General features: G+C 73.0%; 25 protein-coding genes. 18 read left to right on the top strand and 7 right to left on the bottom strand.

Features of this window, described 5'->3' with window-relative positions:
- Nucleotides 1–32: 32 nt before the first annotated feature.
- A complete protein-coding gene (locus ABD358_RS12300; protein WP_344630983.1) occupies nt 33–1,046 on the bottom strand; it encodes a LacI family DNA-binding transcriptional regulator in 1,014 nt (337 codons plus the stop codon).
- Between the two features lie 230 nt (nt 1,047–1,276).
- On the opposite strand from ABD358_RS12300, the gene ABD358_RS12295 reads away from it, so the two are divergent.
- From ABD358_RS12295 to ABD358_RS12285, 3 genes are all read left to right on the top strand, one after another.
- Nucleotides 1,277–3,193 carry an acyl-CoA dehydrogenase family protein gene (locus ABD358_RS12295; RefSeq protein ID WP_344630982.1) on the top strand — a complete coding sequence of 639 codons (1,917 nt, stop codon included), beginning with the start codon at nt 1,277–1,279 and terminating at the stop codon, nt 3,191–3,193.
- Between the two features lie 104 nt (nt 3,194–3,297).
- Entirely contained in the window at nt 3,298–3,978 is a 681-nt protein-coding gene (locus tag ABD358_RS12290; protein WP_344630981.1) for a hypothetical protein, read from the top strand.
- Entirely contained in the window at nt 3,975–5,234 is a 1,260-nt protein-coding gene (locus tag ABD358_RS12285) for a hypothetical protein (protein WP_344630980.1), read from the top strand. The genes ABD358_RS12290 and ABD358_RS12285 overlap by 4 nt, the downstream gene beginning before the upstream one ends.
- On the opposite strand, the gene ABD358_RS12280 is transcribed toward ABD358_RS12285, so the two are convergent.
- Both ABD358_RS12280 and ABD358_RS12275 read right to left on the bottom strand, forming a co-directional pair.
- Entirely contained in the window at nt 5,231–6,184 is a 954-nt protein-coding gene (locus tag ABD358_RS12280) for a hypothetical protein (RefSeq protein ID WP_344630979.1), read from the bottom strand. The genes ABD358_RS12285 and ABD358_RS12280 overlap by 4 nt on opposite strands.
- Before the next feature lie 20 nt (nt 6,185–6,204).
- Complete coding sequence (locus tag ABD358_RS12275; RefSeq protein WP_344630978.1) at nt 6,205–6,615, bottom strand: hypothetical protein; 411 nt, start codon at nt 6,613–6,615, stop codon at nt 6,205–6,207.
- Between the two features lie 785 nt (nt 6,616–7,400).
- Between ABD358_RS12275 and ABD358_RS12270 the strand changes: the two genes are divergently transcribed.
- The gene (locus ABD358_RS12270) at nt 7,401–7,949 is read left to right on the top strand and encodes a GNAT family N-acetyltransferase (RefSeq protein ID WP_344630977.1); all 549 of its coding nucleotides are present in this window, start codon (nt 7,401–7,403) and stop codon (nt 7,947–7,949) included.
- 146 nt (nt 7,950–8,095) lie between these two features.
- Here the strand turns inward: ABD358_RS12270 and ABD358_RS12265 are convergent, their stop codons facing one another.
- Entirely contained in the window at nt 8,096–8,593 is a 498-nt protein-coding gene (locus ABD358_RS12265; protein ID WP_344630976.1) for a MarR family winged helix-turn-helix transcriptional regulator, read from the bottom strand.
- An 85-nt stretch (nt 8,594–8,678) separates the two neighbouring features.
- On the opposite strand from ABD358_RS12265, the gene ABD358_RS12260 reads away from it, so the two are divergent.
- Nucleotides 8,679–9,599: an EamA family transporter gene (locus ABD358_RS12260; RefSeq protein WP_344630975.1), complete on the top strand. Its 921-nt coding sequence runs from the start codon at nt 8,679–8,681 to the stop codon at nt 9,597–9,599.
- Nucleotides 9,600–9,604: 5 nt separating this feature from the next.
- Nucleotides 9,605–10,249 carry an NAD(P)-dependent oxidoreductase gene (locus ABD358_RS12255; protein ID WP_344630974.1) on the top strand — a complete coding sequence of 215 codons (645 nt, stop codon included), beginning with the start codon at nt 9,605–9,607 and terminating at the stop codon, nt 10,247–10,249.
- Between the two features lie 29 nt (nt 10,250–10,278).
- On the opposite strand, the gene ABD358_RS12250 is transcribed toward ABD358_RS12255, so the two are convergent.
- A complete protein-coding gene (locus tag ABD358_RS12250; protein WP_344630973.1) occupies nt 10,279–10,806 on the bottom strand; it encodes a GNAT family N-acetyltransferase in 528 nt (175 codons plus the stop codon).
- A 229-nt stretch (nt 10,807–11,035) separates the two neighbouring features.
- On the opposite strand from ABD358_RS12250, the gene ABD358_RS12245 reads away from it, so the two are divergent.
- The 3 genes from ABD358_RS12245 (at nt 11,036) to ABD358_RS12235 (ending at nt 13,659) form a co-directional block, all read left to right on the top strand.
- Nucleotides 11,036–11,461, top strand: coding sequence for a hypothetical protein (locus ABD358_RS12245; RefSeq protein WP_344630972.1), 426 nt, complete (start codon nt 11,036–11,038; stop codon nt 11,459–11,461).
- A complete protein-coding gene (locus ABD358_RS12240; RefSeq protein WP_344630971.1) occupies nt 11,461–12,522 on the top strand; it encodes a hypothetical protein in 1,062 nt (353 codons plus the stop codon). The genes ABD358_RS12245 and ABD358_RS12240 overlap by 1 nt, the downstream gene beginning before the upstream one ends.
- Before the next feature lie 561 nt (nt 12,523–13,083).
- Nucleotides 13,084–13,659, top strand: a complete 576-nt coding sequence (locus tag ABD358_RS12235) for a hypothetical protein (RefSeq protein ID WP_344630970.1) — start codon at nt 13,084–13,086, stop codon at nt 13,657–13,659.
- 252 nt (nt 13,660–13,911) lie between these two features.
- Here the strand turns inward: ABD358_RS12235 and ABD358_RS12230 are convergent, their stop codons facing one another.
- Complete coding sequence (locus ABD358_RS12230; RefSeq protein ID WP_344630969.1) at nt 13,912–14,160, bottom strand: Scr1 family TA system antitoxin-like transcriptional regulator; 249 nt, start codon at nt 14,158–14,160, stop codon at nt 13,912–13,914.
- 63 nt (nt 14,161–14,223) lie between these two features.
- Here ABD358_RS12230 and ABD358_RS12225 point away from each other — a divergent pair, with 63 nt between their 5' ends.
- From ABD358_RS12225 to ABD358_RS12185, 9 genes are all read left to right on the top strand, one after another.
- Entirely contained in the window at nt 14,224–14,763 is a 540-nt protein-coding gene (locus ABD358_RS12225) for a PadR family transcriptional regulator (RefSeq protein WP_344630968.1), read from the top strand.
- A complete protein-coding gene (locus ABD358_RS12220; RefSeq protein ID WP_344630967.1) occupies nt 14,760–15,458 on the top strand; it encodes an ABC transporter ATP-binding protein in 699 nt (232 codons plus the stop codon). Before ABD358_RS12225 ends, ABD358_RS12220 begins: the two co-directional genes overlap by 4 nt.
- A gap of 8 nt (nt 15,459–15,466) precedes the next feature.
- A complete protein-coding gene (locus tag ABD358_RS12215) occupies nt 15,467–17,014 on the top strand; it encodes an ABC transporter permease family protein (RefSeq protein WP_344630966.1) in 1,548 nt (515 codons plus the stop codon).
- Nucleotides 17,015–17,077: 63 nt separating this feature from the next.
- Entirely contained in the window at nt 17,078–18,346 is a 1,269-nt protein-coding gene (gene dxr / locus ABD358_RS12210) for a 1-deoxy-D-xylulose-5-phosphate reductoisomerase (RefSeq protein WP_344630965.1), read from the top strand.
- A complete protein-coding gene (locus ABD358_RS12205; RefSeq protein WP_344630964.1) occupies nt 18,343–19,647 on the top strand; it encodes a M50 family metallopeptidase in 1,305 nt (434 codons plus the stop codon). Before dxr ends, ABD358_RS12205 begins: the two co-directional genes overlap by 4 nt.
- Before the next feature lie 215 nt (nt 19,648–19,862).
- Nucleotides 19,863–21,017, top strand: coding sequence for a flavodoxin-dependent (E)-4-hydroxy-3-methylbut-2-enyl-diphosphate synthase (gene ispG, locus ABD358_RS12200; protein WP_344630963.1), 1,155 nt, complete (start codon nt 19,863–19,865; stop codon nt 21,015–21,017).
- Between the two features lie 84 nt (nt 21,018–21,101).
- Nucleotides 21,102–21,947, top strand: a complete 846-nt coding sequence (locus tag ABD358_RS12195) for a GNAT family N-acetyltransferase (protein ID WP_344630962.1) — start codon at nt 21,102–21,104, stop codon at nt 21,945–21,947.
- A gap of 76 nt (nt 21,948–22,023) precedes the next feature.
- Nucleotides 22,024–22,557: a GNAT family N-acetyltransferase gene (locus tag ABD358_RS12190; RefSeq protein WP_344631093.1), complete on the top strand. Its 534-nt coding sequence runs from the start codon at nt 22,024–22,026 to the stop codon at nt 22,555–22,557.
- Between the two features lie 128 nt (nt 22,558–22,685).
- Complete coding sequence (locus ABD358_RS12185; RefSeq protein WP_344630961.1) at nt 22,686–24,395, top strand: proline--tRNA ligase; 1,710 nt, start codon at nt 22,686–22,688, stop codon at nt 24,393–24,395.
- 69 nt (nt 24,396–24,464) lie between these two features.
- Here the strand turns inward: ABD358_RS12185 and ABD358_RS12180 are convergent, their stop codons facing one another.
- Nucleotides 24,465–25,367: an aminoglycoside phosphotransferase family protein gene (locus ABD358_RS12180; RefSeq protein ID WP_344630960.1), complete on the bottom strand. Its 903-nt coding sequence runs from the start codon at nt 25,365–25,367 to the stop codon at nt 24,465–24,467.
- Between the last annotated feature and the right edge of the window lie 4 nt (nt 25,368–25,371).

Below are 25,371 nucleotides of genomic sequence, written 5' to 3'. Positions count from 1 at the left end.
GTTCGTCGGCGGGACTGGTCGGACGGGACGTGTCAGCGGGGGGCGGGCGCCGGGCCGGAACTGGCCCGTACGGTCAGCCGGGGCGGCAGCAGGTCGAGCAGGTCCTTCTTCTCGCCGCGCGCCTTGTCCATCACCAGCTCGACCGCCCGACGCCCCATCTCGGAGGCGGGGATGGCGACCGAGGTCAGGCGCACGGACGCCTGGACGGCCACCTGGTCGGGGCAGATGGCGACCACCGAGACGTCCTCGGGCACGGCCTTTCCGAGCTGGCGCAGCAGGCTCAGCAGCGGTTCGATGGCGGCCTCGTTCTGCACGATGAAGCCGGTGGTGCCCGGGCGCTCGTCGAGGATCCGGGAGAGCGTCCCGGCCATCGCGGCGTAGTCGCCCTCGCACGAGCGGTGCAGCAGCCCCACCCCCAGTTCGGCGGCGCGGGCGCGCAGCCCGTCCCGGGTGCGCTCGGCGAAACCGGTGTGGCGCTCGTAGACGGCGGCGGCCTCGCCGATGACGGCGATGTCGCGGTGGCCCAGTTCGGCCAGGTGCTCCACGCACAGCGCGCCGGTGGCGGTGAAGTCCAGGTCGACGCAGGTGAGGCCGGTGGCGTCGGCGGGGACGCCGATCAGCACGGCGGGGCGTCCCGCCTCGCGCAGCAGCGGCAGCCGGGCGTCGTCCAGCTCGACGTCCATCAGGATCATGGCGTCGGCCAGGCCGCTGCCCACCACGCGGCGCACGGCCGCGGGCCCCTCCTCGCCGGTCAGCAGCAGGACGTCGTGGTCGTGGGAGCGGGCGGTGGTGGCGACGGCCAGGGCGATCTCCATCATCACCGGCACGTACATGTCGGTGCGCAGCGGCATCATCAGGGCGATGATGTTGGACCTGCTGCTGGCCAGGGCCCGCGCGCCGGCGTTGGGGTGGTAGCCCAGCTCGCGGATGCTCTGCTCCACGCGTTCGCGGGTGGCGGCGGAGATGGAACGCTTGCCGCTGAGAACGTAGCTCACGGTGCTGGCGGAGACTCCGGCGTGCCGGGCGACCTCGGCGAGAGTGACCATGGGCTCTCCAGGGCGGTGCGGGAAGCGATGGTGAAGCGCTTCGACAAAGAATCTGGGGACCGACCCTAGACCGGAGCCGACCGCCTGTCCAGATGCTCTACCTACCCCTGTCGAAGCGCTTCAACTGAATAGCCGCCCTCAGTGCATAGCGCACAAGAACTGTTACATACCGTACGAAATGGGTACATACGCTCGGGTAACACCCGTCGGTAGTGCGAGGTGAGCCCGCGATGACCGTCTCCGAACGCGAAGCACGACAGGTGGCCGAGGCCGCGAGGGAGCGGCACTGGCGCAAACCCAGCTTCGCGAAAGAACTCTTCCTCGGCCGCTTCCGCCCCGACCTGGTCCACCCCCACCCGCGGCCCGCGGCGGAGGACGTCCGGCGCGGCGAGGAGTTCCTCGCCCGGCTGCGGGAGTTCTGCGAGACCTCGGTGGACGGCCTCCTCGTCGAACGCGAGGGACGCATCCCCGACGAGGTGGTCAAGGGCCTGAAGTCCATCGGCGCGTTCGGTATGAAGATCGACCCCGAGTACGGCGGCCTGGGCCTGAGCCAGCTCCACTACAACCGGGCCCTGGCCCTGGCCGCGTCGGCCGCCCCCGCCATCGGCGCGCTCCTCTCGGCCCACCAGTCCATCGGCGTCCCCCAGCCGCTGAAGCTCTTCGGCACCGAGGAGCAGAGGAGGACCTTCCTGCCGCGCTGTGCCGGCGGCGACATCTCGGCCTTCCTCCTCACCGAGCCGGACGTCGGCTCCGACCCGGCCCGGCTGGCCACCACCGCCACACCCGACGGCGACGCCTACGTCCTGGACGGCGTGAAGCTGTGGACCACCAACGGCGTCGTCGCCGACCTGCTCGTCGTCATGGCGCGCGTCCCGGAGTCCGAGGGGCACCCCGGCGGCATCACCGCCTTCGTCGTCGAGGCCGGCTCCGAGGGCATCACCGTGGAGAACCGCAACGCCTTCATGGGCCTGCGCGGCATCGAGAACGGCGTCACCCGCTTCCACCGCGTCCGCGTCCCGGCCGCCAACCGGATCGGCCCCGAGGGCGCGGGCCTGAGGATCGCGCTGACCACCCTCAACACCGGACGCCTCTCCCTGCCCGCGATGTGCGCGGGCGCGGGCAAATGGTGCCTGAAGATCGCCCGCGAGTGGTCCGCGGCCCGGGAGCAGTGGGGCAAGCCGATCGCCCACCACGAGGCCGTCGGCACCAAGATCTCCTTCATCGCCGCGACCACCTTCGCCCTGGAGGCGATCCTCGACCTGTCCTCCCTGATGGCCGACGAGGACCGCAACGACATCCGCATCGAGGCCGCCCTCGCCAAGCTCTACGCGTCGGAGATGGCGTACAGGATGGCCGACGAACTGGTCCAGATCCGCGGCGGACGCGGCTTCGAGACCGCCGACTCCCTCGCCGCCCGCGGAGAGCGCGGCGTACCGGCCGAGCAGATGCTGCGCGACCTGCGCATCAACCGCATCTTCGAGGGATCCACCGAGATCATGCACCTGCTCATCGCCCGCGAGGCCGTCGACGCCCACCTGTCGGTCGCGGGCGACCTGATCGACCCGGACAAGACGCTCGCCGACAAGGGGAAGGCAGCCGTCCGCGCCGGCGGCTTCTACGCCCGCTGGCTGCCGAGGCTCCTCGCCGGCCCCGGCCAGCTCCCCGGCGCCTACCGCGAGTTCCACCCGCCCGGCCATCCGGACCTGGCCGTCCACCTGCGCTACGTCGAACGCGCCTCCCGCCGCCTGGCCCGCGCCACCTTCCAGGGCATGTCCCGCTGGCAGGCGAAGCTGGAGGCCAAACAGGGCTTCCTGGGCAGGATCGTGGACATCGGAGCCGAACTGTTCGCCATGAGCGCGGCCTGCGTCCGGGCCGAGATGCTGCGCTCCGACGGCGAGCACGGCCGCGCCGCCTACCAGCTCGCCGACGCCTTCTGCCGCCAGGCCCGCATCCGCGCTGAGGAACTCTTCGGCCGGCTGTGGACCAACACCGACGACACCGACCGCAAGGTCGTCCGCGGCGTCCTCGGCGGCGTCTACACCTGGCTGGAGGACGGCGTCCTCGACCCCTCCACCCCCGGCCCCTGGATCGCCGAGACCGCCCCCGGCCCCTCCACGAGGGAGGACGTCCGCCGCCCCATCGGCTGACCCCCGACCGACCGCCGATCGCGCCGGATTCCCCTTTCCGGGATGCCCGCGGACCGTTCCGCGGGCATCCTGTCCGGGGAAGATCGCGAAGGGCGGGGGCGGCGATGCGGTTACGGGTCAGGGTCGGGATGTGGACGGCGTTCGCCGCGGGCGTGGTGCTCCTCGCCCCGGCCACACCCCCATACGGCCCGGTCGACGCGTCGGTCCCCGGCCCCCACCTGCGTTCCGAACCGCTGGACGACCGTTGCCTGCGGAGTTGGGTCCTGCCGGCCGACGCCCCACGGGCGCCCGAGGTCGTCCCGCCGTTCGAGGACGACCGCCTCCACCAGAGCTGGCTGCGGCACACAGGCGCGGCCTTCCCCGGAAAGGCCGAAACCGTCATCACCCTGACGGGGGACAGCCGCCGGACCGTACGCCTCCTCTCGGTCGAGGTGACGGTGACCGGGCGGTCCGCCCCCCTGGACGGACCCGTGGTGTCGCCCGGCGACTGCCCGGCCTCCCCACCGCCCCTGGCCCCGGTGATCGCCGTCGACCTGGACGACCTGCCGCTCGGCCGCGCGGTCTCGGCCGCCCCCCACGCCGGCGTCGACCTTCCCCGGGACGTCGCGCCCGGGGAGAGCCTCACCCTGCGGCTCTCGGGCTCCACACGGCGGCACGTCTGCGACTGGACCGCCACTCTCCGCTGGTGGGACGGCACCGGGACGCGGAAGCGGACCATCGACCACCGAGGTCGCCCCTTCCGGGTCACCGCCCCCGTCGCCGAAACCGGGGAGGCCGCCCGATGAGGCTCCCGTTCCCGCCGGTCCGCGGTGGGCACACCGCGGCCTGCCTGCTGGGGTTCGCCGCCGCCGAGGTGCTCGCCGTCCTGCCCGGACAGGTGGGCTGGGCCCTGAACGGCGGCTTCGCCGAAGAGGGCGCCGCCGCGCGCTTCCGGCTGCTCACCGTCTCCCCGGCACTGCTGTACCACGCGGGCGGCGGCTGGGAGGCCGCCCGGTACGAGGCCGTGCGCATGCTGGTGTTCACCGCGCTCCTGGTGTGGGCGGCGCGGTGGGCCGCGCCCCGCATCGCCCCGGTCGGGCTGAGCGCCCTGGCCTGGCCGCCGGTGCTCCTGCTCTCGGCCGCACCGGCGAACCTGCTCGCCCTGGCGGTGACGAACCTGCGCCCGCTGCTGTCCGGCGCGGCACCGCCGGGGCGACTGCTGGAGCAGGTCGCGGCGGACGCCCGGGCCTTCACCGGCCACGCCACCTGGCTGGCCCTGTGGGCCGGGCTGGCGGTCGTCGCCCGGGAACTGCTGAGCACCACCGAGGCCGGGGAGGAGCCGGACCTCCCCGGCTCCGGCCCCGGCGCCCTGCTGGAGTGGCTGCGCGTCCGGTTCGCCTCGCCGTTCGGCCTGGCGGCCCAACTGGCCCTCTGCCTGGCCCTGGTGGCGGTGTGCACGGCCACCCTCGTCCTGCTGCGCGACCACGTGCCCGCCGGGCCGCAGACCTTGTGCGGGCCCCGCGCCCCCTGCGAACGGGGCGAGTTGGAGGAGGCGTTTCACCAGGCGTGGTCGTGGCGCTGGGAACCCTGGGAGGGCGTGCCCCACGCCCTGCGGGAGCGGCGGGCCGCCGAAATCGCCGCCGCGCTGCCGACCCTGCTGGCCGTGCTGGTCCCCCTCGCCTGCCTGCCGTCGACCTTCTTCGGTCTGCGGTTGCTGGCGACGGCCCGTTCCAGGGGCCTCGCCGCCTTCGTGTGGGGCTGGGGCGTGTACGTCCACACCTGCGTGCTGTACGCGTTCGGCACGGAGGTGGTGCTGCTGTACCACCGGTACGGGGAGTTCTCCCTCGCGCTGCCGGTTCAGGCCCTCTCCCCGCCCGCGGGGCTCGTCCACGCGGCCGTCTGGGGGTGGGTGGTCGGTCTGACGGCCGCGGGGGTGGTCCGTCTGCTGTGGCGCACCGGGAAGGACGGCCGGGGGACGGTCGCGGGAGACGACGAGGGGAAGGGCGGGGAGGACGGCCGGAAGGACGGCACGGACGACAGGGGGGAGACGGTCGGCCGTTAGTCGGACGGGACGCCGTCGGTGTGGGTGTACACGGGCGGGTCGCCCCGCATCCGGTACACCCGTTGGTAGCGGGAGTCGTCGAGCTGGGCGCTGATTTCGAACGGCCCCGGTGTGGAGCCGGACTCCAACCAGCCGCGGCCGTAGGAGGGGTCCTTGATCGTCATCGTCCGCGACTCGCCCGTGGCGTCGAGGTACTGGGCCTCCAGGAAGAAGCGGCAGAAGGACTTCTCGATCTTCATGTCGATGAAGATGTCGAAGGCGTCGCCAGGGGGCAGGGGCACCGAGTAGTTGCGGAAGTAGTCCTTCCCGTCGGCCATCAGGCGCGGGTTCTCGCTGTCCAGGTCCAGCACCGCGTAGACCGCCTCCTCGCCCTCGGCGCCGCCGATCGGGTAGTACAGCACTTCGTCGATCGCCGGCTCGCAGCGGAGCGAGGAGGGTCTGATGTCCACCAGGCGGATCCGGGAGTCCCCGGTGTTCACCACCGACAGCTTGAAGGAGTCCGCCACCTTCACCGGGTGCTGCCGTTCCCGGAAGGCGGCGGCGTCGGGGGTGTCCTGGTTCCGGTAGGGGTCGTGGAGGTGGGCGCGGTCCTCCCGCTCGGTGGGGAGGTACTTCGACACCGTGAAGACGCCGGTGTCGCGCAGGGTCATCGTCGCCCGAAGGGCACCGGCCTCCCCGGCCGGGTCGGAGTGCCCGGCGGGCTCCTCCGGTCCGTTCGGCCCCGGGGCCCCCTGCCCCGAGGCGTCGTCGTCCGCCGGTTCGGTACGGGCCACCACGTAGAAGGCCAGCAGGCCGGCGAGCACCACGGCCAGGGCCCCCATGAGCAACCGGGCCACGGCACCGCCGGACAGGCCGACGGTCATCGTCCCCCCGGCCTGGTAGACCCTGCCGTGTTCCTCGGCCCTGCCGTCCTGCCGGGTGGTGGTCCGGCCGGTCTCCTCCGCGCCCACGTCCGCGCCGCCCGTACCGGTCAGTTGACGGTCATGTCGCGGCCGGCCTGGTAGACACGGGACTTCCCCGTCGCGTGGGCGTTCTGCACCACGGTCGTGCCGCCCGCGCCGGCCGCCTGAGGCTCGAAGTGCCGGACGAACTCCCGCAGGACGTCGGCGGCCTCGGGCTCGTCCCGCACCAGGCGCCGGATCCGGCCGCTCCACTCGCCGCGGATCTCCCCCTCGGCCTCACCGTCGTCCGCCTGCCGGGCCTGCGCCAGATCGTCGGCCGACGCGTCGAGCTGCCGGGAGACCGAATCCGCCTGCTCGGGCCGGAAGCGGCGCCACACGCCCACCATCCGGTCCCTGGCCTGTTCCCAGGCGTCGGTCAGCATCAACGCGACGAGCGTGTTCGCCGACGCCGTGGCCACCTGCATCCACTCACCGCTCACGGTTCCCCCGTATCTCCTCGAACCCGGCGCCGTGCCGGGGCGGTTGACGTCCACCGATCGTAGTACCGCGATCACGTCCGAGGGAGCGGGCGGCGAGACCACCGGGCCACGTCGGTACCGCTGCCCCGCTCGTGCCCTCCGACGGTTCGGCCCGCGCGACGGCGGCGGTCGGACGCCTCCCGTCCAGCAGTTCGGGCCGGACGGCCGCGCTCATCGCCGCGCACGCTCCCAACGACCGCCCAGCCGACACGATCCGGTCCGCGTCGCCGCCGAACCCGCCCGCCCGCCCGCTCCCGGACGGACCGCACCGACGCCGACAGGCGCCCCGGCCGCCGTCGGGCGCGTCCGGGCGCCAGTCGGGCACCACGACTGTCAGACCCAGCGCGGCGGCCTGGCGGCGAGCGGCGCGAGCACGTCCCGCTCGTCCGCCCCCTGCCGTGCCAGAGGAGAACGGTGGGCGTGGCGGCCGGGGTGCGGACGGGCCGGTGGATGTCCAGCAACCGGCCGCCGGGTTCGTTGACGACGTCCTGCCCGGTACGGGCAGTGGTCCCGTTCACCCCCGGTCGGACGGCCCGGAGTGGGCGGAGGTGCCGCGCGGGGCGGGGTCGTCCGGGTCGTACGCGCAGCCGCGCGTGGCCCTGACCGGACACGCCGGTGGAGGAGCCCCGCGTCCGACTCGGACCGGGTGGGACGCGCGCCGCCCGCGTGTCGTCGATCTCCCGGGACCGCACAAGCGGGCTTTCTCCTCCGGACCACTCCCACGGGTGTGCGGTAGGTTGCCCGCCATGACCGGACTCGGACCCGTCGCCTGGCCCCCTGCCCCGATCAGGACCGAGCGGCTCGTGCTCCGCGAGTCCGAGGCCCGGGACCGTGCGGCGTTCATCGAATTGTTCGCCTCGCCCGAGGTGCACGCCTACCTCGGCGGCCCCCGGCCGCGCGACGAGCTCGAACGCGCGGTGCCCGAGGTGCCCGGACGGCGCCCCGGCCTTTTCGTGGTCGATCTCGACGGAGCGATGATCGGCACGGTCGCGCTCGACCGGCGCGACGCGGAGCGTCCCGGTCATGTCCGTCCGGAAGCCGGGGAGGCCGAACTCGGTTACCTGTTCCTGCCGAAGGCGTGGGGACGCGGGTACGCCGCCGAGGCGTGCGCGGCGGTACTCGACCGGCTCGCCGGCGTACTCCCCGGCGAGCCGGTGGTGCTCTGCACCCAGACCGCCAACGACCGCTCGGTGCGCCTCGCGGCGAAGCTGGGGTTCACCGAGGTGGAGCGGTTCGAGGAGTGGGGCGCCGAGCAGTGGTTCGGCGTGTGGTCCCCGGTCGCGCCGTCCGGTTGAGACGGCCGGTTCCCGGGCTCGTGACGCCGGCCGGATGACGCCGGCCGGACGGCCGGGCCCGACCCGCCGCGCGGCGGAGGCGGCCCGGGACCGTCCGGGGATGTGGGGCGGGGACGCGCCGAGGCGGCCGTCGGCGGCGGGCGCGGTCAGTCCACCCGGTCGCCGAGCGACTCCAGCAGCTCGCGCAGCAGTCCGGCGAGTTCACCGCGCCGGGCATCGGTGAGCCCGGCCAGGACGCGGTGCTCGGTGGCGAGGTGGTCGGGCAGGACCCGGTCGATCAGGGCGCGCCCCTCCTCGGTGAGGGTGACGTGCACGACGCGGCCGTCCGTCTCGCTGGGGGAGCGCACCACCAGGCCGCGCGCCTCCAGCCGGTCCAGGCGCTGGGTGATGGCCCCCGAGGTGACCATGGCCGACCGCATCAGCTCGGCCGGGTTCAGCCGGTACGGCGGTCCGCTGCGGCGCATGGTGGCCAGGACGTCGAACGACGCGTGGTCCAGGCCGTGAGCGGCGAACGTACGGCGCAGTTCGGCATCGACCAGCCGGGAGAGCCTTCCCAGCCGCCCGATCACTCCCATCGGGGAGACGTCCAGGTCAGGGCGTTCGCGGGCCCACTGCTCCAGCACTCGGTCGACGTGATCGGTCACGGTCTCACCCTACGGGATGCCTTAGCGGTGAGATACACGTCACATGCCGTGGCCAAACCTCTTAGCGCTGAGATACTTTTACTTAGTGCTAAGCAATCGAGTCGGAATCCTGCTGATCACCGCCCTGGCCCCCGCCATCTGGGGCACCACCTACCTCGTCACCACCGAACTGCTGCCCCCCGACCGCCCGTTACTGGCAGCCGTCCTGCGCGCGCTGCCCGCCGGGCTCCTCCTCCTGGCCCTCACCCGGCGCCTGCCCACCGGGCAGTGGTGGTGGCGTGCGGCCGTGCTCGGCGCCCTCAACATCGGGGTGTTCCTCGCGCTGCTGTTCGTCGCCGCCTACCGGCTCCCCGGCGGTGTCGCGGCCACCGCCGGAGCGATCCAGCCCCTGATCGTCGCGGGACTCTCCGCCGCCGTGCTGGGCGAGCGGTTCACCGCCCGCACCGCGCTCGCCGGGGTGGCGGGCGTGGTCGGCGTCGGCCTGCTCGTCCTGCGGGCCGACGCGCGGCTGGACGCGGTCGGCGTCGCCGCCGCGCTCGGCGGCGCGGCCGTCATGGCCGCCGGCGTCGTCCTCAGCAAGCGGTGGACCGCGCCCGCGCCCCTGCTCGCCGTCACCGGCTGGCAGCTCGTCGCGGGCGGAGCGCTGCTGCTCCCCGTCGCCCTGGCCGTCGAGGGGCCGCCGCCCGCCGGGCTGACCGCTCAGAACCTGCTCGGCTACGGCTATCTGTCGATCGTCGGCGCGGCGCTCGCCTACGCCCTGTGGTTCCGGGGGATCCGCGCCCTGTCGCCCACCTCCGTCACCTTCCTGGGTCTGCTCAGCCCGCTGGTCGCCACCGTGCTCGGCTGGCTGGTGCTCGGCCAGTACCTGACCTGGGCGCAGACGGCGGGCGCGCTCACCGTCCTGGCCGCCCTCGTCGCGGCCCAGACCCGGCCCCGTCCCGCCACCGCGGAACCCGCCCCCGCCGCCCCCGTCGACACCGGCAAGCCCGAACTCCAGAGGAGCTGACAGACATGAACATCACCGTCTTCGGAGCCACCGGAAGCGTGGGCGGCCACGTGGTGGCCGAGGCGCTGGCCCGGGGCCACGAGGTCACCGCCGTCGTACGTGATCCGGCCCGCCTGTCCGGACTGCCCGCCGCGGCCCTGGGTCGCACCGGCGATGCCCGAAGCGCCGAGGACGTGGCCGACCTGAGTGCCGGCCGGGACGTGGTGGTCGGCGCCACCCGCCCGGCACCCGGCCGCGAGCGCGAACTCGCCGCCGTCACCCGGACCCTGCTGGCGGGCGCGGCCGCAGCAGGAGCCCGGTTACTGCTCGTCGGCGGCGCCGGAAGCCTGACCGTGCCCGGTACCGGCGGCCGCACCGTCCTCGACGACCCCCGGTACCTCCACCCCGACTGGCGGGCCATCGCCGAGGCCGGAGCCGAGCAACTGGCGGTCTGCCGGGCCGACACCTCCACAGCGGACTGGACGTATCTCAGTCCGCCCGCCCAGCTGGAGCCGGGCGAGCGCACCGGCCGGTACAGGCTGGGCGGCGACGAACTGGTCACCGATGCCGGGGGCGTCTCCCGCATCACGGTGGCCGACCTGGCGGTAGCCCTGCTGGACGAGGCGGAGAACCCCCGGCACCGCCGCAGGCGGTTCACGGTGGCGTACTGACGCGGGGCCGCCGGGTGTCCAGCGGTCCGTCAGACGCGGTCGAACGGCTCGGCGTAGGCGAAGGTGCCGTGCAGCGCGGGGTCCTCAGGTCCGTACGCGGCCAGCGTGCGGACCTGGAAGTACCGCCCCCAGGCCGGATCGGGCGGGTCGATGCCGTACTCCGTGCTGGTGCGGAAGCCGAATCGTCCGTAGTAGGCGGGATCGCCGAGCAGGGCCACCAGCGGCTCGCCGAGCGCGTCGGCCGCGCCGAGCACGGTGTGGACCAGCGCCGAGCCGATGCCGCGCCGCTGGTGACCGGGGTGGACGCTCAGCGGGCCCAGGCCCAGTGCGGGCCGCTGCCCGACGTGCCCGCGGGTGCACACCACATGGCCGACCACCGCACCGTCCGCCCCCTCGGCCACCAGCGACAGCGCGGGCAGCCATCCGTCGCAGCCGCGCAACTCGTCCAGCAGGGTGACCTCCACCGGCACGGGCGTTTGCGCCCGCCCGGCGAACGCCGCCCCGGTGACGGCGCGTACGGAGGGGACGTCGGCGGGGGTTTCGCGTCGGATCAGCACCGCGGCAGTCTGCCGCGCCTCGGCGGGCGCGGCAACGGGACTGCGTCCGCGCGGCCCTCCGGCCACACGGAACCGGCACCGGCGTAAGGCCGAAAACCGGCCACTACCCCTTTGCTCCCTGCCCGGCCTGCGTGACAGGGTGCCGCCGCACCGCATTGCTGTTCGAGGGCCAGGGCCGTACGCACGACCGCGCACGGCCCTGACCGGACGCTCCGGCGGAGGAGGGGGCATGTCGTTCGACGAGGAGTGGAACCGCCTGGTGGCGGAGGCGGGCCGCAGACGCGAGGTTCAAACGCGGCTCGCATCGGCCAAGGGCGACGCACCGGGGGGAACCGGATTGGAGAACGCGGACTTCGGCCTGGACGACGGACCGGTCCGCTCAAAGGCGTCAGGCATTCGCACGGTGAACGCGGAGGCCCGTTCCAAGTCGAAACTGGCCGACGCGCAGGCGGCGGGGAAGAGCCACCCCGGCTGGTTCGCCGGGGCCGCTAGCGACGAGCGCGTGGAAGCCTGGCAGCATCAGCTCCACAAGCTCGGCGACCTGGTCGAGGACGCGGCCGACGGGCTGACGAAGGCGATGGACCAGCAGATCGGCCACGACCGCTCCATGGCGGCTCGACTGCGCGCCTCGGCCCGCTGGCTGGAGGGCGCCTGATGGTCTCCGTCCCCGAACTCGACTCCGCCCAGCCCCAGAAGTGGCGGGACGCCGCGGACGACGCGGTGAGCGCCGCCAAGCAGTGCGACAGCCTCGCCGCCTACGCTCGCGACGAGGTCGCCGCCACGCTCCGGACCTGCTGGGTGGGCGACACCGGCAAGGCGGCCCGCGAGCGCTTCGTCAAACACGCCGACGATTACGAGGCGGCGGCCGCCTCGTTACGCGCCCTGGCCCGGGTCTACGACGGCCTCGCCGATGACATCACCGACGCCCAGCGGGACCTGCGCAGCGCCCTCGACTACGCGAGCCGGCACGGTCTGAAGGTGGACGACAGCGGCCGCGTGCGGCCTGCCCAGGAGGTGATGGAACCGCCCGGCGGGGGTGACTCCCGAGAATCGGTGAAGCACGCTTACGACATCATCTCCAGCGCGCTGATGAGGGCGACACGGGCGGATATTGAAGCTACCCGGGCGCTTCGTGCCATTGAGAAACTCACCACCATGGAAAACCCGGATCTGGTGCGGGAGGCGCTCAAGGACAACAGTCCTCTGGGTATCGCGCTGCGTATCTCGGACGGACTGGACGGACTCCACAGGGTCAACGTCCCGCCGACGATCCTTGCGGCGGTCGACCGGGCTTCTCTGGAAACCGGAGTCAGCAAGAAGCTCTTGCTGGCCATTTTGTGGCAGGAACAGCAGTGGTACCAGAACTACGAATCGAGTCTGCGTGGGCCGCTGACGGAGGCCGGCAGGTTGTTGAATTGGGGATCTCTGACAGTCGGAGTCTTTCCGGATAAATCCCTTGGTATCACCCATGTGAAACTGGATACCGCGCGCGAAATCATCAAGAATCACCCTCAGGCATTCTGTTTGGATGACGGTGGAATTCTTTCAGATGTGAGCGACACGCAACTCGCTGCTGAGATCGAGGCGAACCCGGAGTTGAACGTGCGCCTCAGTGCGTATTACCTGTTGGACCTTGGGGAGAACCCGTACGGAGCCAGGAGCGAGAAAGATCTTTTTTGCTCTACTCGGCCGATACTCCTGCGGTCAGGGAATTGAACGAGCGTTATGGGCCGGAGTCGGATCCGCGTGGGGGCTCCATCAAGTCGCGGTCGGAGAATTGGGACAGGATCGAACCCCATCTTGAGGATGCCATGGCGTGGGAGGCTCTGAGTGAAGAGGAACGTGCTCGGGCCATCAATCAACTGAAATCGGAGGTGCCTGCTGGGCGTGAGGTCAATATTGAGCCGATCTACAGTGCTGAGAGTCCGATTTTCGACGTTGGTGCGGACTCCTCCGAGCCCGGATACGGAGCGGTCAGGCCTTCGCCGCGTCCAGGTCCTCCGCCGACTCCCCCTGGGGGGAGCTGACAAGATGCGGAGTTTTTCGACAGGTCTTTCCGTCTGCTTGGTGATCATACTCCTCGGAGCATGCGGAAAGTCTTCCTTCAGTGCCCCGGTGTCGAGGGAAAAAATTCCGGAGAATGTTCCTTCTGGGCCTCGGTTTTCAACTGCGGACGAACTGCTTGAAGCGCTTTCCGAGGGAGGGGTGGGATGTGAAGTTCTGCGCCGGAGGAAGGGGCAGGCGAACTCCGGGACCAGTCTCGACTGCATCGCTGAGGTGAACGGCGCACGATTCGAGAACGAGGTGTCGGTTTTCAACACCAAGGTTGTCGAGGAGGGGGAAATCGGGAATTCCATCGCCAGCCGGCGGAAGGAGCCGTACAGTCACACCCTGGTCGCCGCCGGAAACTGGTACATCCGCGTGCTGAATCCCATCTACGCGCCCCGGATCGCCGAGGCGCTCGACGCCGTCGTCCTCCCGCCGCTCTTCCCGCTGCCCGACATCCCGGACGAGCCGCGCTACACGGACCCGGACGCCCTCGCCGATGCGCTCGACGGATCCGTCGGCTGCGCGGAGCGGAAGCCCGAGAAGGGATCCGCGAACGTGATGACGTGCGTGACGGAGAAGCCCGGGGAGAAACCGTGCGCCCGTCTCGAACTGCACGGTTCGGCCGCTGCCCGTGACGACGCGCTGCGCCAACTCATGAGTGTGCCGGAACTGCCGAGGTTCGTCGTCACCGCCGCCAACTGGTCCGTCCAGTTCTGCGACGAGTCCGTGGGGCGCGCCGCCGCTCGCGATCTGGGCGCGGCCGTGGTGGACCATGAGGGGGGCTGGCCGGTGCTGGACCCCTGAGCGCCGGTCCGCGGCGGCGAGCTCACCGAGTCGGGCCGAGTGCCGGTGAGCCGGTCCCGCGCGCATCCCGTCCGGGAAGACGGACCGGGCGCCCCGTCCGGCACCGGTACCGGCCGGGGCGGGCTGCCCGGAGTCCCGTACGGCGGTTCCACCCGCCTGCCGGGGCGGTGGTCCGGGCGCGGTCGGCGCTGCCGCCGTGCGGCGGGGCGGTCCGTCCGGGGCCGGGCCCGGAACCGCCGGTGCTGTGCCCGGTCATGAGGCCTCCTCCTTCAGGCGGCGGATCAGCCGGAGCGAGGCGTCGTGGGGGGGCGCGTTCGCGGTGATGCGCCCGAAGGCCGCCGAGCAGCGCTCCACTTCGGTCTTCTCCTCGACGTACCGGGAGTCCGTCAGGTGCTCCAGCAGCACCACGTCGTGGTCCGGGCCGTCGGTGGAGATGACCTCGCGGGCGTAAGCGGCGGTCTGGAAGAGCCCGGGGACGAGACCGCACTCGTACGTCCGCACCGCGCAGGCGCTTCCCGGGGAGCGGCTTGACGCCAACTATTCTCTCAGGGAATAGTCACGGCCATGTCGACCGCAGCCCATGTACTGCTCGCCCTGCTGGCCGCCGGGCCGATGCACGGCTACGACCTCAAGAAGGCTCACGACCAGCGCCTTCCCCAGGCCAAACCGATCGCCTTCGGCCAGGTCTACGGCACGCTCGGCAGGCTGGAGCGCGACGGCCTGGTGGAGAAACGGGGGCAGAGCCGGGAAGGGGGTCCGGACCGCACCGAGTTCGCCCTCACCGACACCGGCCGGGAGAAGCTCCGCGCCTGGCTGGGGACGGTCGAGACGCCGGCCCCGTACGTCACCAGCACCCTGCTGGCCAAGGTCGTCGTCGCCCTTCTCGTCGACGGGGCCGGCCAGGCCCGCGACTACCTCACCGCACAGCGCCGGGCGCACACCGCCCGGCTGCGGGAGCTGACCGCCATCAAGACCGACCCGGCGTCCTCGCCCGGCGACGTGATCGCCGCGGACTACGCCATCGCCCATCTCGACGCCGATCTGCGCTGGTTGCGCACCACGCTGGAGCGCGTCGCCGACCTGCACCGGGAGGTGCGCTCATGACGCTCCTGCAAGCCCGCGGACTCATGAAGTCATACGGACCCACGCCCGCTCTCCGCGGCGTCGACCTGGACCTGGCCGAGGGGGAGATCCTCGCCGTCACCGGTCCCAGCGGCTGCGGCAAGTCCACGCTGCTGCACTGTCTGTCGGGCATCCTGCGCCCCGACGCGGGCGAGGTGCTGTACGGGGGGCAGCGCCTCGACACCCGCTCGGAGGCCGACCGGTCCCGGCTGCGGCGCACCGACTTCGGGGTGCTGTTCCAGTTCGGGCAGCTCGTCGCCGAGCTCACGGCCGCGGAGAACGTCGCCCTGCCGCTGCTGCTCGCCGGGCAGGGGCGGCGCGAGGCCCGCACCGCCGCGCTGGACTGGCTGGAGCGGCTGGGCGTGGCGGACGTGGCGGACGTCCGGCCGGGGGAGATGTCCGGAGGCCAGCAGCAGCGGTGCGCCGCGGCGCGGGCCCTGGTCACCGGGCCGAAGGTGCTCTTCGCCGACGAACCCACCGGCGCACTGGACGCCCTCGCCGGGGAGCGGCTGATGGCGCAGCTCACCCAGGTCGCCCACGAGCGGCGCACCGGCGTCGTCCTCGTCACCCACGAGGACTCGGTGGCCGCCTACGCCGACCGCGAGATCGCCCTGCGGGACGGCGCGGTGGACCCGACCGGCCTCGGCGCCGACGTGCCGGCGGGCGGTCGCCCGTGAAGCCCGCCGTGCTCCTCCGACTGGCCCTCGCCGGAACCCGCACCGACACCCTGCGGGTGGTGCTCACCGCGCTCAGCGCACTCCTCGCCGCCCTGGCGGTGTTCTCCGCGCTGAACGTGCTGGCCATCCCCGACCCCGGAGCCCCGCAGGACGCGGGCGCTCCCCTGAACGACCAGTACGCCAACGCCCTCCTCCGGGAACCCGGGCTGCACATCGGCGTGGTCACCGCCCTGCTGCTGCTCACCGTCCCGGTGCTGGTTTTGGCCGGGCAGTGCGCCCGGCTCGGCGCCCCCGCCCGCGACCGCCGGCTCGCCGCGATCCGGCTGGCCGGCGCCACCCCGCGCCAGGCCACCGCCGTCGCCGCCGCCGAGACCGGGGTGGCGAGCCTGATGGGCACCTGCGCCGGACTCGTCGTCTACCTGGTCGGGCACGAGGCGCTGCACCGGCCGGACGCCCAGGGCAGGCTGCGCCTCCCCACCGACGTCCTGCCCCCCGTCCCCGTGCTCGCCGTCGCGGTGCTCGGGCTCCCGCTGCTCGCGGCCCTCGCCGCCGCGGTGATGCTGCGCCGGATGACGGTGGACCCGCTCGGCGTGACCCGGCGGACGCGCCCGGAGGGGGCGCCGAAGCCGTGGCCCGCCGTCCTGATCGTGCTCGGCGTCGGCGCGTTCTTCGCCTTCGAGATGCTCCGGGAGGGATACGAGGGGTCCGGCGACCCCGCCTTCCTCTCCGTACTGCCGTTCGTCCTGCTCTTCGGAGGCGGACTCCTCGCCGCCCTCGGCGTCGTCCTCGGTACCGGCTGGGTCTCCCACACCGCCGGCCGGGTGCTGCACCGCCTCGCCCGCCGCCCCGCCCCGCTGCTGGCCGCCCGCAGGCTGCTCGCCGACCCCTGGCACGGCAGTCGCACCCAGGCGGCCCTGCTGGTGGCCGTGGTCTTCGGCTCCGGAGCGCTGGCCGTACGCGCCCACTTCGCCACCATGCTGGAGGCGAGGCAGGAGGTACAGCGCTTCTACGACGAGGCGGCCGGCCGCGAGACGACGAGCGGGTACGGCTCGGACAGCTTCTACCTGGAGACCATGGACCTGGTGGACGTGGCCGTGACCGTGGCGCTGGTGATCGCGGTCGGCGGGATGCTGGTGGCCGTCGCCGAGGCCGTCGTCGCCCGCCGCCGCACCCACGCCGCCCTGACAGCCTCCGGCGTGCCCCGGGCGGTGCTGGGCCGGGCGGTGCTGTGGCAGACGTTCGCGCCCCTGGTCCCGGCCGTGCTGCTGGCCATGACCGTGGGCACCCTGATGGGCCGGGGGTACTTCGGCCCGGAGGTGAAGGAGTTCGGGGGCCAGGCGCAGACCTGCGACGCGGACCCCGCCCTGTGCGCCGAGAACTTCGAGAAGTACAGCCGCCTCGTCGAGGTGCCCGACGTCGTGCGCGCCGTCCCCGTCCCGTTCGGCGACCTGGCCCTCCAGGGCCTGGGCGTGCTGGCCCTCGCGCTGGCCGCCACCGGCGTCGGGCTGCTGCTCCTGCGTCCCGCCACGTCGGTGGAGGAGCTGCGCACCGGGTGACGCCCCGGGGGCGCGGTGCGACGCGGTGTCCGGCCCGTCCCGCGGACCGGACACAATGGGGGAATGACCGACAGTCCCGCTCCCCTCGCCGACCCGCACCTGCGCCGGCCGGCCGGCACCGCCGACACCACCGCCGACGGACCGCGCGACATCGTGATCCTGGGGTCCACCGGATCGATCGGCACCCAGGCCGTCGACGTGGTGCTCGGCAACCCCGACCGCTTCCGCGTGACCGGACTCTCCGCCGCGGGCGGACGGGTGGAACTGCTGGCCGAGCAGGCGCACCGGCTGGGGGTCCGCACCGTCGCGGTGTCCCGCGCGGACAAGGCGGACGAGCTGCGCGAGGCCCTGCGCGCGCGGTACGGGGCCGGGGAGCCCCTGCCCGAGGTGCTGGCCGGACCGGACGCGGCCACCGAGCTGGCCGCGTCCGAGTGCCACACCGTCCTCAACGGCATCACCGGCTCCATCGGGCTGCGCCCCACGCTGGCCGCCCTGGAGGCCGGGCGCGTCCTGGCCCTGGCCAACAAGGAGTCGCTGATCGTCGGCGGGCCGCTGGTGAAGGCCCTGGCGGAGCCCGGCCAGATCGTCCCCGTCGACTCCGAGCACTCGGCGCTGTTCCAGGCGCTGATGGGCGGCACCCGGGCTGAGGTCCGCAAGCTGCTGGTTACCGCCTCCGGCGGCCCCTTCCGGGGACGCACCCGGGAGGAACTCGAGGACGTCACGCCCGAGGACGCCCTGGCCCACCCCACCTGGGCCATGGGCCCGGTGATCACCGTCAACTCGGCGACCCTGGTCAACAAGGGCCTGGAGGTCATCGAGGCGCACCTGCTGTACGACATCCCCTTCGACCGCATCGAGGTCGTCGTCCACCCGCAGTCCTACATTCACTCGATGGTGGAGTTCACCGACGGCTCCACGCTCGCCCAGTGCGGCCCGCCCGACATGCGGCTGCCCATCGCGCTCGGCCTCGGCTGGCCGCACCGGGTGCCCGACGCGGGCCCCGTCTTCGACTGGTCCAAGGCGATGAGCTGGGAGTTCTTCCCCCTGGACGAGAAGGCCTTCCCGTCCGTGGCGCTGGCCTGCCACGTCGGCGAGCTCGGCGGCACCGCCCCGGCGGTGTTCAACGCCGCCAACGAGGAGTGCGTCGAGGCGTTCCTCTCCGGCAGGCTGCCGTTCAACGGCATAGTGGATACGGTCGCGGCGGTGGTCGCCGAACACGGCGCCCCGAAGGGAACCGGCCTGTCCCTCGACGAGGTCCTCGACGCCGAGGACTGGGCCCGCGCCCGCGCCCGCGAACTGGCGGCCCGTACGACAGCGGAGGTACGCGCATGACGACGGTGATGACCATCCTCGGCATAGTCGTCTTCGTCGTCGGCCTGCTGTTCTCCATCGCCTGGCACGAGCTGGGCCACCTGTCGACGGCCAAGATGTTCGGCATCCGCGTGCCGCAGTACATGGTCGGCTTCGGCCCCACCCTCTGGTCGAAGAGGGTGGGCGAGACGGAGTACGGCATCAAGGCCGTTCCGCTCGGCGGCTACATCCGCATGATCGGCATGTTCCCGCCCGGCGAGGACGGCGCCGTCCGGCAGCGCTCCACCTCCCCCTTCCGGGGCATGATCGAGGACGCCCGCGCGGCGGCCTTCGAGGAGCTCCAGCCGGGCGACGAGAAGCGGCTGTTCTACACGCGCAAACCCTGGAAGCGCGTGATCGTGATGTTCGCCGGGCCCTTCATGAACCTGGTGCTGGCCGTGGCGATCTTCCTCGCCACGCTGATGACCTTCGGCATCAGCACCCAGACCACCACCGTCGCCACCGTCTCCGACTGCGTGATCAAGGCCTCCGAACGGACCGACACCTGCCCGAAGGACGCCCCCGACTCCCCGGCCAAGGCGGCCGGCCTGAAGCCGGGCGACACCATCGTGGCCTTCGACGGGGCGGAGGTCACCGAGTGGGGCGACCTCCAGCAGCGCATCCGCGGCACGGTCGGCCCGGCCACCATCACCGTCGAGCGCGACGGCGAGCGCCGGGTCCTCCACGCGAACCTGGTGGAGAACCAGGTCGCCAAGTCCGACGGACGCGGCGGCTACGTCGAGGGCGAGTACGTCACCACGGGCTTCCTCGGCTTCTCCCCGGCCACCGGCGTCGTCGAGCAGTCCTTCCCGCAGGCCGTCGACCGCATGGGCGACATGATGATCAGCGGCGTCGAGGCCCTGATCGGGCTGCCGGAGAAGATCCCGGGCCTGTGGAACGCCGCCTTCGCCGGCGCCGAGCGCGAACAGGACTCCCCGATGGGCGTGGTGGGCGCGGCCCGGGTCGGCGGCGAGGTCTTCGCCCTGGAGATCCCGGCGGAGCAGCGGGTGGCGGTGATGCTCTTCCTGGTGGCGGGCTTCAACCTGTCGCTGTTCCTGTTCAACATGCTGCCCCTGCTGCCGCTGGACGGCGGCCACATCGCGGGCGCCCTGTGGGAGTCGGTGCGCCGGGGCTTCGCCAAGCTCCTGCGCCGCCCCGACCCCGGACCGTTCGACGTGGCGAAGCTGATGCCGGTGGCGTACGTGGTGGCGGGCATCTTCGTCTGCTTCACGCTGCTGGTGCTCATCGCCGACATCGTCAACCCGGTGCGCCTCACCGGCTGACCGGCGGCCGGCAGGAGGGACGCCGGGCGGCGGCCGGACGCACGTCGTCCGGCCGCCGCGGCGTGCCGGCCGCGTGTCCGCCGCCCGCGCCGCCCCTCCCGGCCGCGTACGGCGGACCGGGGTGTGCCCGGCGCATCCGGCGTACCGTAATCTCAGAGGCCGGAGCCCGCGGCCGAACGGGGCCCTCGAACCACAGCTTGGGGTTGCACACCACAATGACAGCGATTTCGCTCGGAATGCCGTCCGTACCGACGAAGCTGGCCGACCGGCGGGTGAGCCGGAAGATCCAGGTGGGTTCCGTGGCCGTCGGAGGCGACGCCCCGGTGTCCGTGCAGTCGATGACCACGACCGTCACGGCGGACATCGGCGCCACCCTCCAGCAGATCGCCGAACTGACCGCCGCCGGCTGCGAGATCGTCCGCGTGGCCTGCCCGTCCCAGGACGACGCCGACGCCCTGCCGGCCATCGCGAAGAAGTCCCAGATCCCGGTGATCGCGGACATCCACTTCCAGCCCAAGTACGTCTTCGCGGCCATCGACGCCGGCTGCGCCGCCGTCCGGGTCAACCCCGGCAACATCCGGCAGTTCGACGACAAGGTCAAGGAGATCGCCAAGGCGGCCTCCGACGCGGGCATCCCCATCCGCATCGGCGTCAACGCCGGCTCCCTGGACAAGCGGCTGCTGGCCAAGTACGGCAAGGCCACCCCCGAGGCCCTGGTGGAGTCCGCGCTGTGGGAGTGCTCCCTGTTCGAGGAGCACGGCTTCCGCGACATCAAGATCTCGGTCAAGCACAACGACCCGGTCGTGATGATCAACGCCTACCGGATGCTCGCCGAGAGGTGCGACTACCCCCTCCACCTGGGCGTCACCGAGGCCGGTCCGGCCTTCCAGGGCACCATCAAGTCCGCCGTGGCCTTCGGCGCCCTGCTCAGCGAGGGCATCGGCGACACCATCCGCGTCTCGCTGTCGGCGCCCCCGGTGGAGGAGGTCAAGGTCGGCCTCCAGATCCTGGAGTCCCTCGGCCTGCGGCAGCGCCGGCTGGAGATCGTCTCCTGCCCCTCCTGCGGCCGTGCCCAGGTGGACGTCTACAAGCTCGCCGACGAGGTCACCGCCGGCCTGCAGGGCATGGAGGTCCCGCTGCGCGTGGCCGTCATGGGCTGCGTCGTCAACGGCCCCGGCGAGGCCCGCGAGGCCGACCTGGGCGTCGCCTCCGGCAACGGCAAGGGCCAGATCTTCGTCAAGGGCGAGGTCATCAAGACCGTGCCCGAGTCCAAGATCGTCGAGACCCTCATCGACGAGGCCATGAAGATCGCCGAGGAGATGGAGAAGAACGGCACGCTCTCCGGTCCGCCCCAGGTCTCCGTTAGCTGACGTGCGCTCCCGCGGCGGCCTGGAGGTACAGTGCGGGACATCCCATCCGCACACCCCTCCGGGCCGCACGGTGAGGCATCCCACGTGTTGACGACCACGACCACCCGAGTCGTCGAGCCCCACGAGCTCGAGAACGCCCTCGCGGTGCTCGACCGAGAGCCCGTCGACAACGCCTTCGTCGCCGCCCGCGTCCGGGTTTCCGGACTGGACCCCTGGCGGCTCGGCGGCGAGATGTGGGGCTGGTACCACCGCGGACGGCTGGAGGCCCTGTGCTACTCCGGGGCCAACCTCGTGCCCGTCTGCGCCGGCCCGGACGCGGTGCGCGCCTTCGCCGAGCGGGCCCGCCGGCAGGGCCGCCGCTGCTCGTCCATCGTCGGCCCCGCCGGGCCCACCGCCGCCCTGTGGGCCCACCTGGAGCCGCACTGGGGACCGGCCCGCGAGGTCCGCGCCCACCAGCCGCTGATGGCCACCGACCGCATGCCCGAGGACATACGGCCCGACCCCTACGTGCGCCGCGTCCGCAAGGACGAGATGGACGTGCTGATGCCCGCCTGCGTGGCGATGTTCACCGAGGAGGTCGGCGTCTCGCCGCTGGCCGGGGACGGCGGGCTGGTCTACCAGGCCCGGGTCGCCGAACTGGTCGGCGCGGGCCGGTCCTTCGCCCGGATCGAGGACGGCAGGGTGGTCTTCAAGGCCGAGATCGGCGCCGTCACCCCGCAGGTGTGCCAGATCCAGGGCGTGTGGGTCGCCCCCGAACGCCGCGGCGAGGGCCTCTCCGTCACCGGCATGGCTGCGGTGCTGCGCTACGCGCTGGCCGAGGTCTCCCCGGTCGTCAGCCTCTACGTCAACGACTACAACACCCCGGCCCGCGCGGCGTACCGGAGGGTGGGCTTCCGCGAGGTCGGGGCGTTCATGAGCGTGCTGTTCTGAGCCCCGGGCCGCCCGGCACGGCCGCCCCGCGGGCGTCCGGTGACTGTTCCGGCACTCTCCAGTAGGGTCGATGACCATGGAAGACGTCGTGGTCGGTCCCCTGGACCTCGCCGCCCGGGTGGACGAGGCGCTCGCCGTGCAGGCGCTCGCCTTCGGACTGACCGACGAAGAGGTCAACGTGCGCCGCCACATCGTGCTGCGGCACCTGGCCTCCCCCGGAGCCCGCGCCCTGGGCGCCACCACGCCGGACGGGCGGCTGGTCGGCTTCGTCTACGGCATGCCCAACGACCGCGCGCAGTGGTGGTCCACCGTCGTCGAGCCCTACCTGCGGCGGGCCGGGCACGCCGACTGGCTCGACGACGTCTTCGCCGTCACGGAGCTGCACGTCCACCCCGCCCACCAGAAGCGCGGCATCGGCCGGGAGCTGATCACCAGGATCACCGACGAGGCCCGGGAGCCGCGCTCCATCCTCTCCGCGATCGACACCGAGAGCCCGGCCCGCGCCCTCTACCGCTCCCTGGGCTACCGCGACCTGGCCCGCCGCGTGCTGTTCCCCAGCGCCCCGAGCCCGTACGCGGTGATGGGGGCGACGCTGCCGCTGCGGCGGTGAGGCCGCCCGGCCGGGAGCCCGGTGCCCGGGCCCGCGGACGGCGACGGGGCGACGGGTGCGGCGCCGCCGCGGCGGCGCGGGTACCCTCCGGAGGGTCGCAGTCCGCACAACCCCGCAGGAGAGACCCCATGGCAGCCCGTGTCCAGCGCATGTCCCGTCTGATGGTGAAGACGCTGCGCGAGGACCCTGCCGACGCCGAGACCCTCAGCCACCGGCTCCTGGTCCGGGCCGGCTACGTCCGCCGCACCGCCGCCGGGATCTGGACCTGGCTCCCGCTGGGCAAGCAGGTGCTGGAGAACGTCACCCGGATCGTCCGCGAGGAGATGGACGCCATCGGCGCCCAGGAGGTCCTGCTCCCGGCCCTGCTGCCCAAGGAGCCCTACGAGACCTCCGGACGCTGGGAGGAGTACGGGGACCTGCTGTTCCGGCTGAAGGACCGCAAGGGCGCCGACTACCTGCTCGGCCCCACCCACGAGGAGATCTTCACCCAGGTCGTCAGGGACCAGTGCACGTCCTACAAGGACCTGCCGGTGATGCTCTACCAGATCCAGACCAAGTACCGGGACGAGGCCCGCCCGCGCTCGGGCATCCTGCGGGGCCGGGAGTTCCTGATGAAGGATTCCTACTCGTTCGACGTCTCCGACGAGGACCTGGCCGAGTCCTACCGGCTGCACCGCGAGGCGTACGTGCGGATCTTCGCCCGGCTCGGGCTGGAGCACCGGATCGTCTCCGCCGTCTCGGGCGCGATGGGCGGCTCGGCCTCGGAGGAGTTCCTCGCCCCGGCCGCCGCGGGCGAGGACACCTTCGCCGACTGCCCCTCCTGCGGCTACGCCGCCAACACCGAGGCCGTCACCTTCCCCCTCAAGCCCGCCGACCCCATGGGCCACCCGCCGGTGGAGGAACTGGACACCCCCGGCACGCCCACCATCGAGACCCTGGCCGAGCACCTGGGCGTACCCGCCTCCGCCACCCTGAAGAACCTCCTGGTCAAGGTGGACGGCGAGATCACCGCCGTCGGCGTCCCCGGCGACCGCGAGGTCGACCTGGGCAAGCTCGCGGAGCACCTGGCGCCCGCCACCGTCGAACTGGTCACCGCCGAGGACTTCACCGGCCGCCCCGCCCTGGTGCGCGGCTACGTCGGCCCGCAGGGGCTGGCGGGCGCCGCCTTCCGCTACATCGCCGATCCGCGGGTGGCCCCCGGCACCTCCTGGATCACCGGCGCCAACAAGCCCGACACCCACGCCCGCAACGTGGTGTGCGGCCGGGACTTCGAGGTCGACGAGTACCTGGACGTGGTCACCGTCGAGCCGGGCGACCCCTGCCCGTCCTGCGGCGCCGGGCTGAAGCTGGACCGGGCCATCGAGATCGGCCACATCTTCCAGCTCGGCCGCAAGTACGCCGACGCCTTCGGGCTGGACGTGCTGGGGCGGGACGGCAAGCCCGTCCGCGTCACCATGGGCTCCTACGGCATCGGGGTGTCGCGCGCGGTGGCCGCGCTCGCCGAGCAGACGGCCGACGACAAGGGCCTGTGCTGGCCGCGCGAGGTCGCCCCGGCGGACGTCCACCTCGTCGCGGCCGGCAAGGGCGCCCAGACCGAGCTGGCCCTGGAACTGGCGGACCGGCTGGCCGCCGCCGGCGTGCGCGTCCTGGTGGACGACCGGGCGGGCGTGTCGCCCGGTGTGAAGTTCACCGACGCGGAGCTGATCGGCGTGCCGCGGATCCTGGTGGTGGGCCGGGGCGCCGCCAAGGGGCTGGTGGAGCTGAAGGACCGGCGCACCGGCGAGCGCGAGGAGGTTCCGGTGGACGAGGCGGTGGAGCGGCTCGCCCGCCGCAGCTGAGCCCGGGGCGGGGCGCCCCGCCCCGCCGTCCCCGGTGCGTCCGGCGGCCCGGCCGCCGGACGCACCGGGTCACAGCCAGCCGGCGAACTCCAGCAGCATCTCGCCGTCCGCGCGGTTCCCGGCGGCGATCTGCCGGGAGGCCGACTCCACCGCCCGGTACAGGCACCAGCCGCGCAGCCGGTCGCGGTCCACCTCCAGGGAGTCCGCCAGCTTGCGCACCCTGCGCCGGGTGAGGGAGGCGGCGCCGGAAGTGGCCCCCAGGTCGTGCAGCCGGTCGCGGACCAGCCGGGCCAGGTCGTAGGCACGCTCGCCCACCAGCGGCTCCGGTCCGATCGCCAGCCAGTGGGCGCGCCCCGGGTCCGCCGAGAGCACCGCGCCCTGCCGGAAGTCGCCGTGCAGCAGCAGTTCCTCCGTGGCGTCGGCGAGAAGCGCCGAACGCAGCTCCAGCGCCTCCCCGGCCAGCGGCCGGGCCTCCTTTGGGATGTGCTCGCGGATCCTGTCCACGGCCCGGGCGGTGTGCTCGGCCACGGTCGTGAAGGGGTGCGCGGCGCCGGGAGGGGCCGGGGGCACCCACAGCCGCCGCAGCGCCGAGACCGCCTCCAGATTGGCCTTCGCCTCGGGCAGGGAGCGCAGCGAGATCTCCGCGTGCAGCCGCTCCAGCAGCAGCGCGCCCGTCTCCGGCGCCGCGTCCAGCAGCCGCACCGCACCGTGCCCGTCCCAGCGGGCCAGGGCCGCGGCCTCCGCCCCGGCGCCCGCCGCGCACAGCTTCAGCGCCGCCGGGGCGCCGTCCGCCCGGCGCACCAGGAGGACCAGGCTGCCGCGGCCGCCGGGGGCGACCACCCGCTCGACCGTCAGGTCCCAGCGCGTCATCGACTCCCGCACCAGCTCCGGGAGTTCGGCCAGCCAGGGGGAGTCCGCGCCCAGGGAGCGCACCAGTCGCTGCGGGGGTTCGACGTGCGGAGCGGGTGCCATGTGC

Source organism: Streptomyces glaucosporus, assembly GCF_039533345.1.
In the GTDB taxonomy this organism is placed as follows: domain Bacteria; phylum Actinomycetota; class Actinomycetes; order Streptomycetales; family Streptomycetaceae; genus Streptomyces; species Streptomyces glaucosporus.
The sequence above is the reverse complement of the archived record's forward strand: the minus strand, read 5'-3'. Positions and strand labels throughout refer to the sequence as shown.

Coding starts and splice junctions, on each gene's coding strand:
- ABD358_RS12300 (WP_344630983.1), bottom strand. CDS start 1,046: ATGGTCACTCTCGCCGAGGTCGCCCGGCACGCCGGAGTCTCCGCCAGC.
- ABD358_RS12295 (WP_344630982.1), top strand. CDS start 1,277: ATGACCGTCTCCGAACGCGAAGCACGACAGGTGGCCGAGGCCGCGAGG.
- ABD358_RS12290 (WP_344630981.1), top strand. CDS start 3,298: ATGCGGTTACGGGTCAGGGTCGGGATGTGGACGGCGTTCGCCGCGGGC.
- ABD358_RS12285 (WP_344630980.1), top strand. CDS start 3,975: ATGAGGCTCCCGTTCCCGCCGGTCCGCGGTGGGCACACCGCGGCCTGC.
- ABD358_RS12270 (WP_344630977.1), top strand. CDS start 7,401: ATGACCGGACTCGGACCCGTCGCCTGGCCCCCTGCCCCGATCAGGACC.
- ABD358_RS12255 (WP_344630974.1), top strand. CDS start 9,605: ATGAACATCACCGTCTTCGGAGCCACCGGAAGCGTGGGCGGCCACGTG.
- ABD358_RS12245 (WP_344630972.1), top strand. CDS start 11,036: ATGTCGTTCGACGAGGAGTGGAACCGCCTGGTGGCGGAGGCGGGCCGC.
- ABD358_RS12240 (WP_344630971.1), top strand. CDS start 11,461: ATGGTCTCCGTCCCCGAACTCGACTCCGCCCAGCCCCAGAAGTGGCGG.
- ABD358_RS12225 (WP_344630968.1), top strand. CDS start 14,224: ATGTCGACCGCAGCCCATGTACTGCTCGCCCTGCTGGCCGCCGGGCCG.
- ABD358_RS12220 (WP_344630967.1), top strand. CDS start 14,760: ATGACGCTCCTGCAAGCCCGCGGACTCATGAAGTCATACGGACCCACG.
- dxr (WP_344630965.1), top strand. CDS start 17,078: ATGACCGACAGTCCCGCTCCCCTCGCCGACCCGCACCTGCGCCGGCCG.
- ABD358_RS12205 (WP_344630964.1), top strand. CDS start 18,343: ATGACGACGGTGATGACCATCCTCGGCATAGTCGTCTTCGTCGTCGGC.
- ispG (WP_344630963.1), top strand. CDS start 19,863: ATGACAGCGATTTCGCTCGGAATGCCGTCCGTACCGACGAAGCTGGCC.
- ABD358_RS12190 (WP_344631093.1), top strand. CDS start 22,024: ATGGAAGACGTCGTGGTCGGTCCCCTGGACCTCGCCGCCCGGGTGGAC.
- ABD358_RS12185 (WP_344630961.1), top strand. CDS start 22,686: ATGGCAGCCCGTGTCCAGCGCATGTCCCGTCTGATGGTGAAGACGCTG.
- ABD358_RS12180 (WP_344630960.1), bottom strand. CDS start 25,367: ATGGCACCCGCTCCGCACGTCGAACCCCCGCAGCGACTGGTGCGCTCC.